This window comes from Pseudoalteromonas sp. Angola-7 (assembly GCF_028599255.1).
Taxonomy (GTDB): Bacteria; Pseudomonadota; Gammaproteobacteria; order Enterobacterales; family Alteromonadaceae; genus Pseudoalteromonas; species Pseudoalteromonas atlantica.
In genome coordinates, this window is the sequence record NZ_JAQREL010000006.1 from 147,423 (window position 1) to 163,984 (window position 16,562).

Here is a 16,562-nt window from a genome sequence, read left to right on the forward strand (position 1 = left end):
AACAGGGGCTAAGAGTGGAAAAAATCTGGCTTAAGCGCTACCCAGAAGGTATGCCTGAAACAATCGATCCTGAGCATTACAACTCGTTACTCGAAGTGTTCGAAAAAAGTTTTACCGATTACAAAGATTTACCTGCATTTACGAATATGGGTAAAACATTATCGTATGATGAAATAGATACAGCGACACAACGTGTTGCCTCGTATATTCAAAATGATTTAGGTCTTAAAAAAGGCGACAAAGTTGCCGTAATGATGCCTAACTTGTTACAAACGCCTATCGCTATTTTAGGTATTTTACGTGCAGGTTGTGTGGTGGTTAACGTAAACCCACTTTACACAGTACGAGAGCTTGAGCATCAATTAAAAGACTCTGACGCGTCAGCTATTTTTATATTGGCTAACTTTGCAGACACGCTTGAAAAAGCACTTGCAAAAACGGATGTAAAACACATTGTTGTTACCCAAGTGGGCGACATGGTGGGTGGTATTAAAAAGCATATCGTTAATTTTGTGGTTAAATACATAAAAAAAATGGTACCTAGCTACAGCCTACCAAATACAATTAAGTTTTCAGATGTGCTAGCAGGTGACCCTGCAAAGTATACGCGCCCAGAAATGAGCTTATCTGATCTGGCCTTTTTACAATACACAGGTGGTACAACCGGCGTATCTAAAGGGGCGATGTTAAGTCATGGCAACATGGTTGGTAACCTTGAGCAAGTATCGGGCTGTTTAGATAAAGTATTAGACCGTGGTACTGAAGTTGTTGTTACTGCATTACCGCTTTATCATATATTTGCGTTAACGGCTAACTGCTTAACGTTTATGAAATACGGTGGTTTGAATGTATTAATTACAAACCCACGTGATATGCCAGCATTTGTTAAAGAGCTTAATCAGCATAAATTTACTGCTATTACCGGTGTAAATACCCTGTTTAACGGGCTACTTAATACACCAGGGTTTGCAGAGCTTGATTTTAGTCATTTAAAAATGTCATTAGGTGGCGGTATGGCGGTACAACGTCCTGTAGCTGAAAAATGGCAAAAAGTGACTAATTCTAAATTAATGGAAGGTTACGGTTTAACTGAGTGTGCACCGCTTGTAACTGTAAGCCCGTACGATCTAGAAGCTTATAATGGCTCTATTGGTCTACCTGCTCCTAATACCGAAATTAAGCTAATGCTTGAAAACGGTGAAGAAGCGGCAAAAGGTGAACCCGGTGAGCTATGGGTTAAAGGCCCACAAGTTATGCTAGGTTACTATAACCGCCCAGATGCAACCGCAGAATGTTTGCAAGATGGCTGGTTTGCTACCGGCGATATTGCCACATACGACGATGAAGGTTTCTTCTATATTGTTGACCGCAAAAAAGACATGATCATTGTATCGGGCTTTAATGTGTTCCCAAATGAGATAGAAGAAGTGGTTGCCATGCACGACGGCGTACTAGAAGTCGCGGCTATTGGTATACCGCATGATGTAAGTGGCGAACAAGTTAAAGTTTTTGTTGTTAAAAAAGACCCTTCTTTAACTGAAAAAGATATAATAAATCACTGTCGTGATAATTTAACTAATTATAAGGTGCCTAAACTCGTTGAGTTTAAGGATGAGTTACCTAAAACAAATGTAGGTAAAATTCTCAGAAGAGCCCTAAAAGATTAGTAAACTATAAAAAAGCCGGCATTAGCCGGCTTTTTTATTGTAGGAGATTAAGTGCAATACCAATTGATCGAAACACAAAATCAACTCAATACCTTTGTTGAGCAAATAAAAAACAAGCCTATTTTAGCCATAGACACAGAGTTTATGCGCCGCCGTACTTTGTACCCTGAAGTTGCACTTATTCAAGTATATGATGGCGAGCATCTTGCCCTTATAGATCCACTGGCCGAACTCTCGTTATTTGAATTTTGGCAAATATTACAAGATCCATCAGTACTGAAAGTGTTGCATTCACCTTCAGAAGATATTGAAGTATTTCAAAAATATGCAGGCTTTGTACCCGCTCCATTGTTTGATACACAATTTGCTCTTCAGCTTTTAGGCGAAGGCAACTGTATGGGCTTTGCGCTAATGGTAAAAGAGCTATTAGGCATAGAAATAGACAAAAGTGAATCGCGAACTAATTGGCTACAGCGCCCATTAACTAAAAAGCAGCTCGATTATGCAGCCGCTGATACGTTTCATTTACTGCCTTGTTTTGAACTAATAATTGAGCGTATAAATAAAGCTGAGTTATTTGATATTGTAATAAATGAGAGCGAGTTAATTGCAAATAAACGCGCCTTTCAAACTCCAGATGAGCTGCTTTACAAAGATATAAAAAACGCATGGCAACTAAAACCGCACGAGCTCGCGGTATTAAAAGAATTAGCTGTATGGCGTCGTAATAAAGCTATTCGTAAAAATTTAGCGCTTAATTTTGTGCTTAAAGAGCACAACATGACGGAAATTGCTAAACGTGGGCCTTCGAGTTTAAATACGCTAAGACAAATTCCGGGTGTTGAGTCAATGGAAGTAAACCGCTCTGGAGTCGAAATACTAAAGTGTATTGAAAAGGCCAAAGCACTCCCGGTTGATGAGCATCCGCCAGTGCTTAAACGTTTAATTGATTTTCCGGCTTATAAAAAAGTAGCTAAAGATATTAAGCAAAAAATCACTAAAGTGGCAAAAGAGCAGGGTATACCAGAGGATGTAATGGCCTCTAAAAAGCAAATTAATCAGCTTATTAGCTGGAATTGGAAACTCACCGATGAGCAAAAGCTAAATCATATTAAACCTGATTTACTTAATTCTTGGCGCTACAGTTTTGTTAAAGACGCACTTAAAGAGTGGGATAATTAAACCCTCTTTTTAAGCTAACAGGCTATGTTATACCAATTCGCAATAATATTTAATCATTTTTAGGAGCTAAACGTGTCGCTATCTGCGTTAAAAAATTCTCATTTAGAACAACTAAATAGCGATTTTTTTGCCTTGCTATCAACACGTTTTTTCATCCTCAAAATAGATCACTTAATTATGCGAATTGGTATTAAAAATCGGGCGCTACGCAGAACGTTAAACGCTTATGTGTAATGGGGTGATCTAGCGCCAAATACTCGGCATGTAAGTGTAACCTGTTGGCTTTTTTACCGTAATGTGTGTCACCAATAATAGGCATATTCAGCCCTAAGTGATGAGCGCAGTGTACCCTTAATTGGTGAGTGCGGCCCGTTTTAGGGTAGAGCTGTAGGCGTGTAATATTGTTTTTACGTTCAAGCACCTGCCATGTAGTAAGTGCGGGTTTGCCGTTTTTATAACAAACAAGCTGGCGTGGCTTATCGTCAAAATCAAGTCGCAATGGCAGCTCTATCTTGCCACTGTCCTTAGGCACAATACCATCAACCAGCGCAATGTAACGTTTATCAATAGTGCGGGCAATAAATTGCTTTTGTAGTGCTTTGTGGGCTCGTTTATTGAGCGCAACCACTAATAAACCTGATGTAGACATATCTAGTCTGTGCACAATTAACGGGCCTGTAGCGTGTGGAAATTGCGTTTGAATACGTAAATACACAGAATCTTCAATATTGACACCTGGTACAGATAAAAACTCGCTGGGTTTGTTTACAATAACAATATCATCGTCTTGATAGACTATCGGCAGCGTTTTACCTTCAGCAGGGTTAACGAGTAGCGGGTTATCTTCTATGCTGAGGCCTTTTAACATGTGCGATAAAATAGGTTGGCACTTACTGTAGCAAGAAGGGTAATAGTTTTTATGTTGGCGTATTGCCGATTTAGGTGCGGGCCCCCACCAAAACTCAGCCATAGCCACTGGCTTTAAATTATTAAGATAAGCGTATTGTAATAGCTTGGGTGCAGCGCAATCTCCCGCACCTGATGGCGGAGTATGCTCTGGCAATGCTGCAAATATGGCATTGAGATCTTTAACTTCATGCTCTGCATTTAAAAACTGGTACTGTGCAAACACTTGCTTTTGTAAGTTTTTAGATAAAACTTTACGGCGTTTTTTTAACTGTTTTATTTCGTCGTGTAGAGCATTAAGCGCCTGCTGTTGCTGAGTTATTTTATCATGCCAGTGATCTTTTATGCTTTTATAGTGTTTTTTATCTTCTATGCTTTGTTTGGCCAGTTCATTCAAGCTTGCTTGTTGCTCAGGCGTTATTGCTTGGCTGTGCTCAATTGCAAGTGCACTGCGCGCCTTTTTACGTGCTTTTCTATTGGCTTGCATTACGCTTTGTTGAGCGTGTAACTGCTGCTCAAACGCGGCTTTATCGGCATTTAATGACGCTTTTAATTTATTCAATGTACTTGCATTTTCTAGGGCATGTATTTGCGCATTTATCTCGTTAATTATTTTACTTTCTTTTAAATAACCCACATCTTCAAGTGCCATTGTAGATACATTAGGCACGCATTCTATATCGGTATTTAAATTTTCGAGCCGGCCTGAATACGCCGCTAAAAAGCCAAGTTGTTGTTGCTGGTTTTTTACAACCAGTACACCAAACATTTTGCCATCATTCGTTGCTGTATTGCTGCTGTCATTTTCGTTATACGGTAAATGCGTTTCAAGTTGCTGCTGCAATTGTGTTGCGGCTAAAACAGATAACGGATGAGGCTGGTAGTAAAACGGAAACGTAAATTTATCTGGAAGCGGTATAGAATCTACAGAGCAATCAAATAAAGTAAAACAAGAAGCGTGATTTAACATAGCAAAGTAATAGCAGGCATAAAGCAAAGTAATGGGCCCATAATAACATATTCACTTAAGGGGTACTTGCTTAATCCTCTGCGGTTACTAAACCGCGCTTAGCTAAAAAGCGCACTAATAATAGTGTTAGGTTTTCTCTGCGTGCATTATTTGGCCATACAGCATAGTAACCAAGCGGCTTGAGTTGCCAGTTAGGTAAAATGTGAATGAACTCTTCTCGTGCTAATTGTTTTTTTACTAGGTTTTCGGGCAATATGCCTAGACCTAAGTTTTCAGATACAAAGTGACTTATTGCAAGCGCACTATTTACATTTACGCGCGACTTTTCACAAATACACACCACTTCGCCATTTGGAGAGGTAAAATCTACAGTGCTGCCACGCATACTAAAATGAACCCAATCCCACTGTTTTAAATCGTTTGGGTGCGTAGGGGGTTGATGCTTACTCGCGTACTTACTTGAAGCAACTAAAAAGCGTTTACTCTCTCCAATTTTGCGCGCCATGAGTGAGCTGTCTTCTAGCCAGCCAACTCGAATACTTAAATCGAGTCCTTCATCCATTATATTTATTACTTGGTCTGTGTAATTAAGAGACAAGTTCACTTTTGGGTAGGTTTGCACAAATTCTGCTATCGCGGCTGAAATTTCGGAGCTTGCTAAAAAGGCGGGCAGCGATATTTTTAAAGACCCTATAGGCTCATCACCCACAGAGTTAATTTCGTTCAAACCTGCCTCTGCGTGTTTTGTTATGTTTTCTACGTGGGCGTAAAATTTTTCACCTTCAGGGGTAAGCGACAATTTACGGGTTGTTCTATGTAATAAAGTGACGCCTAAAAACTGTTCTAAGTCAGAAACACTATGGCTAACACGTGAAGGTGCTATGCCAAGCTCCTTAGCTGCAATACGAAATGAACCGCCAGCAACCACTTTGGCAAAAATAGCCATGTGTCGTAAATAGTTAATCATTGTTCTGAAAGTCGGAATTGTATTGTGCCGTTATTGTATCTATTTGCTTGTGTATCTAAAAGTTATATTAACCGCGAATTCAACATTAGCCTTACAGCCCAATAATTTGGTTGTTAAAAAAATCAGGAATGACAATGAACACATTACAAAAAACTATAGTTGCAGCAATTGCTTTAGCGTGTACCGCGCCTACTTTAGCTAGTGCAGAGGGGTTTTATGGAACTGCACATGTAGGCTATAGTTCGCAAGCAAATGACTCTCAAGCCATTGGTAACAATATTGCCGTAGATGCCGATTTTCCATCTGAATTTGATGCCGGTGAGGGCAGTGTAGGCAGTATTGGTTTAGGTTATCAGTTCAATCCTCAATTTAGAGTAGAGGCGCGTATTAGCTATCATGATACTGACTATAGCGATACAAAAGTTGGCGTGGGTGCACGCGAAGGTGAGCAGTATGTATTAAAGGGGGATTTAAAAACTACCACTTATACAATTGAAGGCTTTTACGATTTTGATAACAGCACCGCGTTTACGCCTTATATTAAAGCAGGGTTAGGGGTTGCCGATAACAGCTATTTTGCAAAATTAGGTGGTGCAGGCATTAGCGCCTTTGACGCATTCGATGGAAATGTTGATGGCTATTACGATGCGTATGCTGATGACGATTCAACTGAATTTACATGGAATATTGGTGCAGGGGTTAACTATCAAATAACTAAAACTATGTCGTTATACACTGAGTATCAATACATTGAATTTGGTGACGTGCAAACGGGGCAAGATGCATTTACCGATGGCTTTAAAATTGACAGTGCAGCAAGCCATGAGTTTTTACTTGGTTTACGTGTAAACTTTTAAATTTAAAACACAACACAATGCACCACATACGTGTAGTGAGTGTGTAAAGCAAAAAGCGGCATTTAAAATGCCGCTTTTAATTGTGCTACTTTTTCTCTTCGTCAGGTAATGTCACGTTGAGCTCAAGTACCGCTAAATCATCTTCGTTTTGATCAAACTGTACCTGCACTGCATCAGTGTTTACATTTACGTACTTACGGATCACATCTAAAATATCTTGTTTTAATTGTGGTAAGTAATCCGGTGTTCCGCGTTGCGAACGCTCGTGCGCGACAATGATCTGCAATCGCTCTTTTGCTAATGACGCGCTATTTTTCTTTTCTGAGCGGAAGTAGTCAAGTAAAGACACATTAACCTCCAAAAATCCGTTTAAATAAGCCTTTTTTCTCAACATCTAAGAAGCGAAAATCGACTGTTTCACCGAGTAAGCGATTGATTGCATCAGCGTATGCTTGCCCTGCATCTGAATCACCATCAAGTATTACTGGTTGGCCTGAATTAGACGCACTTAATACCGCTTGCGACTCAGGGATAACACCTAGTAAAGGAATCGACAGAATATCTTTAACATCTTCTACCGATAACATTTCACCTTTTTCAACTCGCTCAGGGTTGTAGCGTGTTAATAATAAGTGTTCTTTAATATTTTCTAGGCCTTCTTCAGCACGTTTCGATTTGCTGTGTAAAATACCTAAAATTCTGTCTGAATCTCGAACCGAAGATACTTCAGGGTTTGTCGTTACAATTGCTTCATCAGCAAAGTACATCGCCATCATTGCGCCGGCTTCAATACCTGCAGGTGAATCACACACAATGTAGTCAAAGTCTTCTTTTAGTTCGTTTAATACGCGCTCTACGCCTTCACGGGTAAGGGCATCTTTATCACGTGTTTGTGATGCGGGTAGTAAAAATAATTTTTCAACGCGTTTATCTTTAATAAGCGCTTGATTTAGGTTGGCTTCGCCGTTTATTACGTTTACAAAATCGTATACTACGCGGCGCTCACACCCCATAATTAAATCTAGATTACGTAAGCCAATATCAAAATCGATAATAACTGTTTTATAGCCTTTTAAAGCTAAACCGGTGCCTATTGCAGCACTTGATGTTGTTTTACCAACACCGCCTTTACCAGAGGTAACGACAATTACTTTTGCCATGAGATTTATCCTTTAACCAAAGCTGAAATTTCTAATGATTCGTTTTTTTGTTGTATTTGTACTGCATTGCCCCAGTGCTCACCTTGTAATGAGTCGCTGATCCAGTAATTGCCATCAATTGAAACCAATTCGGCTTCGAGCTTTTGGCAATAAATGCAGGCGTCTTTAATCCCTTTTGCACCTGCAATAGCACGCCCGCGTAAGGTGCCATAAATATGCACATTACCATCGGCTATTACTTCTGCACCATGGCTAACTGCACCAAGTACAATTAAGTCTCTGTCTTTTGCATAAACTTGCTGCCCTGAGCGTACCGTGCCATTAATTACTTGCGCAGGTAGGTACACGTTTTTTTCAACAATAGAGGTATTTGGCGCCTCTTGTTTAACGGGTGCACTTTTAGCATCTTGCGAGTAATTTAGTACAGAAAGGCCAGCGGCTTTAGCTTGCGTGTGTTGCTCATCTGAGCCATTACAAACACCTACAGCATTAAAGCTCATACGCTCAATGAGAGATTTTAAATGTACAAAATCAAGTGAGCTGTTTTTAATTTCTTCTAAATTAACAACAATAGGCGCTCCTTCAAAAAAACGAGGAGCTTGGGCTATTTTTACATACAACTGTTCTGCTAGAAGGGCGATATCAGTGCTATAAAGATGCAATACTGACAACGTGAAAAGGTTCCCTTTTAGCTCAAAAATTTGTTCCGACATACACGCTCAATTGATTTGTCTGATTAGAAATTAATTTTAGATAAACGTAGGCTGAATAAGGCCTTTAATGAAATTTCTAATCTAATTTTTCTAACTTATTATTACTCTCATGTTATAGTGTGCGGCAATGTTAAGCAAGATTAAATAGGGCCATTATGCTCACTGCGGTATATAAAAGTAAGAAAAAAGCGGATACCTTCTTATTTGTTGAAAAAAGAGATGATTTTAGTAAAGTGCCTGAACCTTTATTGGCTATGTTTGGTCAACCTATTTATGTAATGATTATTAATTTAGCAAAGCGTGATCATTTAGGCGGTGCCGACCTTGAAACAGTAAAAGCAGCGTTAGCTGACCCAGACAAGGGTTACTATTTGCAAATTCCACCGCCGGAAGAAAATTTACTTAGCCAATTACGAAAAGAAAACGGAGTTGATAGTGATTAAAAAGTTAGCCGTAATTTTATGCTCAGTGTGTTTAAGTGGCTCTGTAGTTGCTAAAACGCAGGCCGAATTTCAAACTTATTTAAGTGACTTAAAACAAGAGGCCATTGCAAAAGGGTACGATAGCAAGTTAATTGACGATGCATTTGCGACTGCCTCATACAAAGAAAAAGTAGTATCGGCTGATAAAAACCAGCCAGAGGTTAAAGAAACCCTCGAAACCTACTTACCAAAACGCGTACCCCAGTGGAAAATTGATCGTGCACGTAAACTCTACGCAGAAAATAAAGATGTACTTGAACAAGTTGCAAAAGAGTTTGGCGTACAAGCACGCTTTATAGTGGCATTATGGGGCCTTGAAAGTAACTTTGGCACAATACAAGGTGGCCATAATGTTATTTCATCGCTAGTGACGCTTGCCTTTGATGGTCGTCGTGAAGCGCTTTATAAGCGCCAGCTTTGGGCAGCATTAGATATTTTAAAGTCAGGCCATATTACGCTTGATAAATTTAAAGGCTCTTGGGCTGGAGCAATGGGGCAAACTCAGTTTATGCCTACCTCATTTAACGCCTACGCGGTTGATTACAATAACGATGGCCGTAAAGATATTTGGACCACCAAAGAAGATGCATTTGCATCGATTGCCAATTATTTAAAACAAGAAGGTTGGAATGACTCACTAACTTGGGGTCGCCAGGTAAAATTACCTGAAAATTTTGACAGTAAATACGTGCTAAAACGCGGCACTAAAACACGCAAGCAATGGTTAGAATATTGGAACGACTCAGAGCGCTCGCTTGCAGACTGGCAAGCACTGGGTGTACGCAAAGCTGACGGGTCTGACTTACCTAATGTTGATGTACGCGCTGCACTGGTAATGCCTGATGACATTAATGGGCGTATGTACTTAGCGTATGATAACTACAAAGTGTTTATGCACTGGAACCGCTCATATTACTTTGCCACCAGCGTGGGCTATCTATCAGATAGAATTGGTTATCCAAAAATATAATTTATACGCTGTTGTGTAATAAAAAAAGCCGCTAAGCGGCTTTTTTTATTTGTTTAATCATGTTCTTTTTTAAATATTTTATCTTTTAAATCGATAACCTTGCCAATTCCTGAACCAAGCTTCATTAGCTTATTAAGCTGCTCTGGGCTTAAGCGTTGTAACTCTGAAGACCACTTAGTAACCGTTTCGAGTAGGTTGTGGATTTCGCCCATTTGCTTTTGTGCATAGCGCTCTTCTTCGTTGTTTGCTTCGTCTAAAAGGTTATCACGTAGCAAACTTAGGGTAGGGTCTATTTCACGCTTTTTACGCTCTTCAAATACGCGATTAGCCATATCCCAAATTTCACCCGCTGGGGCGTAATATTCTTTACGATCACCAGGGATATGATGCACTTTAATTAATTGCCATGACTGGAGTTCTTTAATTCCCATGCTTACATTGCCACGCGAGATACTTAGCGCATCGGCAATCTCATTTGCGGTCATGGGCTCTTTGGTGATGATCAGTAAACCGCACATTTGGCCAATCGTACGATTGAAACCCCAACGGCTGCCCATTTCACCACAGTGCATAACAAAGGCTAAGTTTTTTTCAGATAGACTCATAGCTTTTTAAGTTTCAGTAAATTCAGAAAGTAATGCTAGCATGCTTATAAATTATAGCAACGTTTAGCCTGGTATCTTTTGTAGAGTATTAAATCAAGACTAGGTTTAATTTACTCCTACTTTTTGTAGGAGTAAATTAATTGCTTAGGCAGGGTTAAAGTGTGTAGCTAAAGCTGAGCTTAGCGTTGCGCTCTTCGCCTGGCATACCGCCTAAAAACATGGCTTTAGAGTAGTACTTTTTATTAAACAAATTGTTTAAATTAAGCTGTATGTGCCATTTATCAGTGGTGTACGAAACTGCTGCGTCGTACACCGTGTAGCTTGGTACATAGCCATCAGGAATACTAAACGAGCTTGAGTTAGTGCTTCTGTTATCAACAAAAGTAATACCGCCACTTATGTTAACAGCCTTAGGTAGGTTAAACATATCGGCGTAGTAGGTAACCCACGTACTTGCCGTTACATACGGTACGCCTTTTTGGCGTGTATCGTAACTGCTGCTATTTGGGTTAGATTTATCCCGGGCATCTTGGTATACGCCGTTTACATTTACTTTCCATTGCTCGTTTAAGTGCGCATTTAAATCGAGTTCAACGCCTTTGGTTTGCTCTTCACCATCGTAGTAGCTTTCTACTACATCAGGCCCAGACACACCGGCTTCATACAGTGGGTTTGTGTATTCAAGGTTTGTACGCGCGCTTTCAAATACCACCAGTGATGCTAAAAGCTGATCATCAAATGCTTTAAATCTAAAGCCTAAATCGTTACTGATAGACTCAGAGTCTTCACGGTCGGCCTCTGTACCTGCTACTGAGCCTAATACACTGTAGGCAGTACGGCCTTTCGCGTGGTTTATAAACACGCTAAAGTTTTCAGTAGGTTGATACGTTGCGCCTAAGTTATAAGTTAAGCCACTGTCTGATGTGTTTGCTTCAGGCGTTGGTTCAGCGCGACTTGAGCTATAACGCTCATCTACACCATAGTGCTCATATGTTTGCTTAATGCGATTATAAGCAACACCAACTCGAGTTGTAAGCTGCTCAGTAATATAGCCTACGTGCTGAATACCTAAGCCCCACGCTTGTACTTTTTTATTGTAGTCACTGGTTTTTAGCGGGTCGTAGTCATCAAAACTGCCTGTTGGCCAATTTGGCGAGCGCATATCATAAATATATGGCAGCGTGCCTTGATACAGTACATTTCCTTCGCTATCGTAAATAACTTTGTCTGCATCGTAAATAGAATACTGTTTAAAGCGAATGTCTCTGTCTTCGTAGTTTGCATTAACCAGTAATTCGTTATCCACGTCGCCTAACATAAAGTCATAGCGTAAATCTAAGAAATACTGCCATGACTTTTCATCAGCTTCTACTTGGCGGTATTCTTGGCGTCGCGCTGCAAACGGGTAAAGCACATCGTCTTCAACTAACGGGGCACGCGGGTCGTTATTTATAATGCCATCGCGTGTTGAATACACATAATTAAACGCGCCAGTTTGACGAGCAAAGCTTGATGTGTAGTTACGGTACTGTAACTGCTGATTTAAAAATAAATCATCTGTAATAAAGTAATTATGGGTTAGCTTAAAGCGAAGCTCTTCACCTTCATTATCATCCGCCATAGGAGAGATAATACCGTTAGTACCAAAATCGTACGGGGTAAGGCCATCGGTTGATGAAAGCGAATCTGCCAATTGTGTTTGTTGAGCCGCAGTTAATTGCACACCATTACCAGATGGGTCATTTACTAAATCTGCGCCAGTTACTTCACCTGCAGTTAAACCATTGGCGGTTTCTGCGTTATAAATTCGAATAGGGTGGCCAATAGAATCTACTGCAATTGAGTCTTTAATATAGGCAGCAGAGAGCATGATATCTTGCTTGTCACTTAGTATGTATTTAAGCGAGGTATAAATTTCGTCGCGGTCTTCTTTTAAATCACGAAAGCCATCGCTTGAGGCCGTTTTAGCCATTACGCGATACGCTAGGTCATCGGTAATCGCATTGGTGCTATCAAAGGCAAGTGAATAACTTTCCCACTGGCCAAGCTCGGCAGATATTTTATGTTTTTCTTCAAACTCTGGCTTTTTTTCAATCAGATTTATAACACCACCAGCACTGCCTATACCATATAAACCGGTAGCAGGGCCTTTAAGTACTTCAACCGACTCAACATTAGTGAGTGAACGAGTTGGGTTAAATGTATTACCTAAGCCTGCACCGCCATACATACCATCGTAAGTGTAATTAGCATCAAGACCACGAATGACTAAATTGTCGCCTATACCGTAGTTATTACCGGCTTGAGTTAAACCACTTACATTACGTACAAGTTCTTGTAGGCTATCTACACCTTGTGACTCTATAAGTTCACGGTCAATAATAACAACCGGTGCCGGTGTTTCCATTAACGACATGTCTGATTTAGTTGCAAGGCCTGAGCTCATTACAACTTGGTTTTGCTTTTCGTAAACGCTGATGCGCTCAATGTCTTTTTCAGCCGTTGTTGCAGCAACCGCTAATGATGCGTTTAAACACGCAAGTGTAACAAGAGAGTATTTGAACTTTTTCATATTGATAATTATTCGCATTCCATAAAGTATGCGAATAGTAATAGTTATTATTCGTTAAGTGAATAAAAAATTCTAAAAAAGTGAAATTAATTGCGTAGTAGGTGAGTTATTGTTCTAAAAAGTAAATTTAAAGTTAAATTAATGCGGTAAATAAAAAAGCATGAAAGTGTAAGCTTTCATGCTTTTGTAAAATTATACATTAATTAGTGACTATTTTTTATAAACAACGCCTGCTTTCATAACAAAAGGAATGCGCTCAAGCACAGAGATATTCTTAAGTGGATTACCTTTTACGGCAACAATGTCGGCTGCAAACCCTGATTTTAGCTGACCCAGTTTATTATCCATTTTTAATAGCTTTGCACTGTTAATGGTGGCAGCTTGTATTGCTTGTAGTTCGCTCATGCCAAATTTAACCATACGGCTAAATTGTTTGGCGTTATCGCCGTGAGGGTAAATAGCAGCATCGGTACCAAATACCATATTTACACCGGCTTTTACTGCGCGGTTAAAGCTGTCGCGCTGCTTTTTAGACACTTGACGTTCTTTATTGAGGTTTTCTTCATCTACCCCATTTTGCTCACCATAACTCAGTGTGTATTCTGTATTATAAATGTCCATTGATAACCACGTGCCATGTTTTTTAGCAAGTGCGATGGCTTCATCATCTAAAAAGCTGGCATGTTCAATACTATCTACGCCGGCTTTTATAGCTGTTTTAATACCACTTGTGCCATGTGCGTGAGCGGCTACAGGTAAATCACGCATGTGGGCTTCATCTACAATGGCTTTCATTTCTTCAAATGAATACTGCTGTACACCCACTTTTGTACCTTTAGAAAAAACGCCCCCCGTGGCGCAAAACTTAATGGCATTAGCGCCATACTTTATGTTTTCTCGTACTTTTACACGTGCAGCCCATGGGCCATCGGCTACCCCTGTTGAAGTGTATTTTAGCTCTGGTGGTAAACGGTTATTATCGCAATGTCCGCCTGTGATCCCAAGCGAAGGGCCAGCTGCCCAAATACGCGGGCCTACAATATCTCCGGCGTTAATACCATCACGCACTGCAATCACGCTATAGCCCTCGGCCCCTACATTTCTGAGGGTTGTAAAACCAGCAAGCAATGTTTTTTTAGCAAAGTGCGCGGCTTTAATGGCCATGCGCGGTACCGACTGACTTAAACGCTCACTTCGAGATACCGTAGGGTCGCTGGTCAAATGTACATGCATATCCATAAGGCCCGGCATTAAAGTGAGCTCGGGTAAATCAATATGCTGATCGTTTTTGGTCATGCTCGGCTTTTTGTTTTGTGCGACGTTAGTGATCACCCCATTATCAATGGTGATCAGCGGCGATTGAATAACCTCGCCAGTTTGTACATCTACCATGGCTTTAGCAGATATATAAGTAAGGGCTTGCGCGTTAAAGCTTCCTAAACACATAAGTGCAACGGAGGCGCTGAGTAGCTTTTTTTTCATTGTTTTTTCTTCTGGTGGCGGTTTAATTAATTGAAATGTAACAACCTAATATAAAAGTGTAAATATAATAGGTTAATCGCCACTTATCGTAATTTCTTTATTAACGCAGGTTAAGTGCGCATAATCGGCTGACGATACTAAAAAGGATTACCATGAAATCAATTAAATTAGCCTTAGTTGCCAGTGGCGTTATGTTTGCTTTAAGTGGCTGTATGAACACACAAACCAGTAATAACACTGACAATAGTGCACAGCTAAACACGTCAAACGCACCTGCAGCTATTGTTTCAGAGCTCTCTTATGAGCAGCAATTAGATGTACTTGTAGCACAGTACTACAACGAGTTACTCAGCTTTAAACCTATTAATGCAACTTATAGTGGTCGTAGTGAATTTAATGATAAGTTTACCCCCGCTATTACCCAAAAGAATAGGGCAAAAAAAGCCGCGTTTTACAAAAAGTATCAACAACGTTTAACACTTATTGATAAGGCGCAGTTAACAGGGCAAGCGTTACTCAGCTATGAAATATTACAAAGAGACCTAGCACTTAATTTAGAGGGAATGCAATTTCCAAGCTATATGCTGCCTATTAACCAAATGGCGGGAGCGCATAATACCTTTGCAGGTTTTGGCTCGGGCCAAAGTGCGCAGCCATTTAATACCGTAGAAGATTACAATAATTTTATAAAACGAAGCGAAGGCTTTATTACGTGGCTCAGCAGTGTAGAGCGCGCGATGGCGAAAGGGATTAAAGCGGGCATTACCTTACCAAAACCATTAGCTAAAAAGCTTCAGCCACAATTTGCTGCGCATGTGGTTAAAAATGCAGAGGATTCGTTATTTTGGGGGCCAATTAAAAACTTACCAGCCTCATTTACTGCACAGCAAAAGCAGCAAATAACGGCGCAATATAAAGCACTTATTATGCAGCAATTAGTGCCTGCATATAAAAGTATGAGCGACTTTTTAGCCAATCAATACATTCCTCAAAGCCGAGAAACGGTAGGTTATAGTGACTTGCCTAATGGTAAAGCTTGGTATGAATATCAAATTAAAAAAAATACCACGTTGAGCCTTTCTGCAGATGAAATACATGAGATTGGTTTAAGTGAAGTTTCGCGTATTTTAAGTCAGATGAAAAAAGTAAAACACGAGGTAGGTTTTAACGGCACCTTGGATGAATTTTTTCAGCACTTACGTGATTCGGACCAATTTTATTACGATACGCCAGAGGGATTAATTGCAGCGTATGAAGATATAAAACAAAAAATAGATGCGCGCGTCCCTTTACTGTTTGATGTTGCGCCTAAAGCCCCTTATGTTGTAAAAGCGGTTGAACCTTATCGAGCTCAATCTGCAGCGGGTGCATCTTATGCAGCGCCGGCACCTGATGGCTCTCGACCAGGTATTTTTTACATCAATACTTATAACCTTAAAGCGCAGCCAAAATTTTTATTAGAAACGCTCTCTATTCACGAAGCCGCGCCAGGTCACCACTTTCAAATTGCTTTACAGCAAGAAATAGATGGCCTTCCAGATTTTAGAAAGTTTGGCGGCTACACGGTATTTGCAGAGGGCTGGGCGTTGTACGCAGAAAGCCTAGGAAAAGAGCTGGGCTTATTTACCGACCCTTATATGTGGTATGGGCGTTTGGCCGATGAGCAACTTAGAGCAATGCGCTTAGTGCTTGATACTGGCTTTCATGCAAAAGGCTGGACTCGACAGCAAGGTATCGATTACATGCTGGCAAATTCGTCAATGGCTAAAAGCGATGTGATAGCAGAAGTTGAGCGTTATATTGCATGGCCTGGCCAAGCACTGTCGTACAAATTGGGGCAATTTAAAATTCAACAATTACGTGACTACTCTAAAAAAGAGTTAGGTGATAAGTTTGATATTAAAGCGTTTCATACGCAAATATTGATTGATGGCGCCTTGCCAATGCCTATTTTAGAGGAAAAAATTAAACGTTGGGTTGCTGCCAGTAAATAGCAAAATGCGCAAAGCCCGTACAAATAAAGGCACGG

At 40.3% G+C, this 16,562-nt stretch carries 14 protein-coding genes; 6 read left to right on the forward strand and 8 right to left on the reverse strand.

Going from position 1 to position 16,562, the window contains the following annotated elements:
- Positions 1-14: 14 nt before the first annotated feature.
- Together fadD and rnd are read left to right on the forward strand one after the other, a co-directional pair.
- Positions 15-1,667, forward strand: coding sequence for a long-chain-fatty-acid--CoA ligase FadD (gene fadD, locus PSH50_RS10575; RefSeq protein WP_004586367.1), 1,653 nt, complete (start codon positions 15-17; stop codon positions 1,665-1,667).
- A 51-nt stretch (positions 1,668-1,718) separates the two neighbouring features.
- Positions 1,719-2,849: a ribonuclease D gene (rnd, locus tag PSH50_RS10580; protein ID WP_064387254.1), complete on the forward strand. Its 1,131-nt coding sequence runs from the start codon at positions 1,719-1,721 to the stop codon at positions 2,847-2,849.
- A gap of 190 nt (positions 2,850-3,039) precedes the next feature.
- Here rnd and PSH50_RS10585 read toward each other — a convergent pair whose 3' ends face one another.
- Both PSH50_RS10585 and PSH50_RS10590 read right to left on the reverse strand, forming a co-directional pair.
- The gene (locus PSH50_RS10585; RefSeq protein WP_273586364.1) at positions 3,040-4,725 is read right to left on the reverse strand and encodes a pseudouridine synthase; all 1,686 of its coding nucleotides are present in this window, start codon (positions 4,723-4,725) and stop codon (positions 3,040-3,042) included.
- 70 nt (positions 4,726-4,795) lie between these two features.
- Positions 4,796-5,692 (reverse strand): LysR family transcriptional regulator, encoded by an 897-nt coding sequence (locus PSH50_RS10590; protein ID WP_248531924.1) that lies wholly within the window; start codon positions 5,690-5,692, stop codon positions 4,796-4,798.
- 134 nt (positions 5,693-5,826) lie between these two features.
- On the opposite strand from PSH50_RS10590, the gene PSH50_RS10595 reads away from it, so the two are divergent.
- Positions 5,827-6,549 (forward strand): outer membrane protein, encoded by a 723-nt coding sequence (locus tag PSH50_RS10595; RefSeq protein ID WP_273586365.1) that lies wholly within the window; start codon positions 5,827-5,829, stop codon positions 6,547-6,549.
- Positions 6,550-6,634: 85 nt separating this feature from the next.
- On the opposite strand, the gene minE is transcribed toward PSH50_RS10595, so the two are convergent.
- From minE to minC, 3 genes are read right to left on the reverse strand one after another with little or no spacing between them, the layout of a single operon-like run.
- Positions 6,635-6,898, reverse strand: coding sequence for a cell division topological specificity factor MinE (gene minE / locus PSH50_RS10600; protein ID WP_004586362.1), 264 nt, complete (start codon positions 6,896-6,898; stop codon positions 6,635-6,637).
- A 1-nt stretch (position 6,899) separates the two neighbouring features.
- Positions 6,900-7,709: a septum site-determining protein MinD gene (gene minD, locus PSH50_RS10605; protein ID WP_024031716.1), complete on the reverse strand. Its 810-nt coding sequence runs from the start codon at positions 7,707-7,709 to the stop codon at positions 6,900-6,902.
- Positions 7,710-7,714: 5 nt separating this feature from the next.
- Positions 7,715-8,422, reverse strand: coding sequence for a septum site-determining protein MinC (gene minC, locus PSH50_RS10610; RefSeq protein ID WP_004586360.1), 708 nt, complete (start codon positions 8,420-8,422; stop codon positions 7,715-7,717).
- Between the two features lie 155 nt (positions 8,423-8,577).
- Here minC and PSH50_RS10615 point away from each other — a divergent pair, with 155 nt between their 5' ends.
- Positions 8,578-8,865 carry a YcgL domain-containing protein gene (locus PSH50_RS10615; protein WP_004586359.1) on the forward strand — a complete coding sequence of 96 codons (288 nt, stop codon included), beginning with the start codon at positions 8,578-8,580 and terminating at the stop codon, positions 8,863-8,865.
- A complete protein-coding gene (locus tag PSH50_RS10620) occupies positions 8,858-9,874 on the forward strand; it encodes a lytic transglycosylase domain-containing protein (RefSeq protein ID WP_004586358.1) in 1,017 nt (338 codons plus the stop codon). Before PSH50_RS10615 ends, PSH50_RS10620 begins: the two co-directional genes overlap by 8 nt.
- Positions 9,875-9,927: 53 nt before the next feature.
- Here PSH50_RS10620 and PSH50_RS10625 read toward each other — a convergent pair whose 3' ends face one another.
- The 3 genes from PSH50_RS10625 to PSH50_RS10635 all read right to left on the reverse strand — a co-directional run bounded on the left by PSH50_RS10625 (position 9,928) and on the right by PSH50_RS10635 (position 14,533).
- A complete protein-coding gene (locus tag PSH50_RS10625) occupies positions 9,928-10,479 on the reverse strand; it encodes a GbsR/MarR family transcriptional regulator (RefSeq protein WP_004586357.1) in 552 nt (183 codons plus the stop codon).
- A gap of 154 nt (positions 10,480-10,633) precedes the next feature.
- Positions 10,634-13,051, reverse strand: a complete 2,418-nt coding sequence (locus tag PSH50_RS10630; RefSeq protein ID WP_273586366.1) for a TonB-dependent siderophore receptor — start codon at positions 13,049-13,051, stop codon at positions 10,634-10,636.
- A 210-nt stretch (positions 13,052-13,261) separates the two neighbouring features.
- Positions 13,262-14,533 carry an amidohydrolase family protein gene (locus PSH50_RS10635; RefSeq protein WP_273586367.1) on the reverse strand — a complete coding sequence of 424 codons (1,272 nt, stop codon included), beginning with the start codon at positions 14,531-14,533 and terminating at the stop codon, positions 13,262-13,264.
- 152 nt (positions 14,534-14,685) lie between these two features.
- Between PSH50_RS10635 and PSH50_RS10640 the strand changes: the two genes are divergently transcribed.
- Positions 14,686-16,527 (forward strand): DUF885 family protein, encoded by a 1,842-nt coding sequence (locus tag PSH50_RS10640; RefSeq protein ID WP_273586368.1) that lies wholly within the window; start codon positions 14,686-14,688, stop codon positions 16,525-16,527.
- Positions 16,528-16,562: the final 35 nt, after the last annotated feature.

Excerpts from the sequence above, each read along its gene's own strand:
- PSH50_RS10630 (WP_273586366.1), bottom strand. The coding sequence starts at position 13,051 with ATGAAAAAGTTCAAATACTCTCTTGTTACACTTGCGTGTTTAAACGCA.
- minC (WP_004586360.1), bottom strand. The coding sequence starts at position 8,422 with ATGTCGGAACAAATTTTTGAGCTAAAAGGGAACCTTTTCACGTTGTCA.
- PSH50_RS10615 (WP_004586359.1), top strand. The coding sequence starts at position 8,578 with ATGCTCACTGCGGTATATAAAAGTAAGAAAAAAGCGGATACCTTCTTA.
- PSH50_RS10625 (WP_004586357.1), bottom strand. The coding sequence starts at position 10,479 with ATGAGTCTATCTGAAAAAAACTTAGCCTTTGTTATGCACTGTGGTGAA.
- PSH50_RS10640 (WP_273586368.1), top strand. The coding sequence starts at position 14,686 with ATGAAATCAATTAAATTAGCCTTAGTTGCCAGTGGCGTTATGTTTGCT.
- PSH50_RS10635 (WP_273586367.1), bottom strand. The coding sequence starts at position 14,533 with ATGAAAAAAAAGCTACTCAGCGCCTCCGTTGCACTTATGTGTTTAGGA.
- PSH50_RS10585 (WP_273586364.1), bottom strand. The coding sequence starts at position 4,725 with ATGTTAAATCACGCTTCTTGTTTTACTTTATTTGATTGCTCTGTAGAT.
- minD (WP_024031716.1), bottom strand. The coding sequence starts at position 7,709 with ATGGCAAAAGTAATTGTCGTTACCTCTGGTAAAGGCGGTGTTGGTAAA.
- PSH50_RS10595 (WP_273586365.1), top strand. The coding sequence starts at position 5,827 with ATGAACACATTACAAAAAACTATAGTTGCAGCAATTGCTTTAGCGTGT.
- PSH50_RS10590 (WP_248531924.1), bottom strand. The coding sequence starts at position 5,692 with ATGATTAACTATTTACGACACATGGCTATTTTTGCCAAAGTGGTTGCT.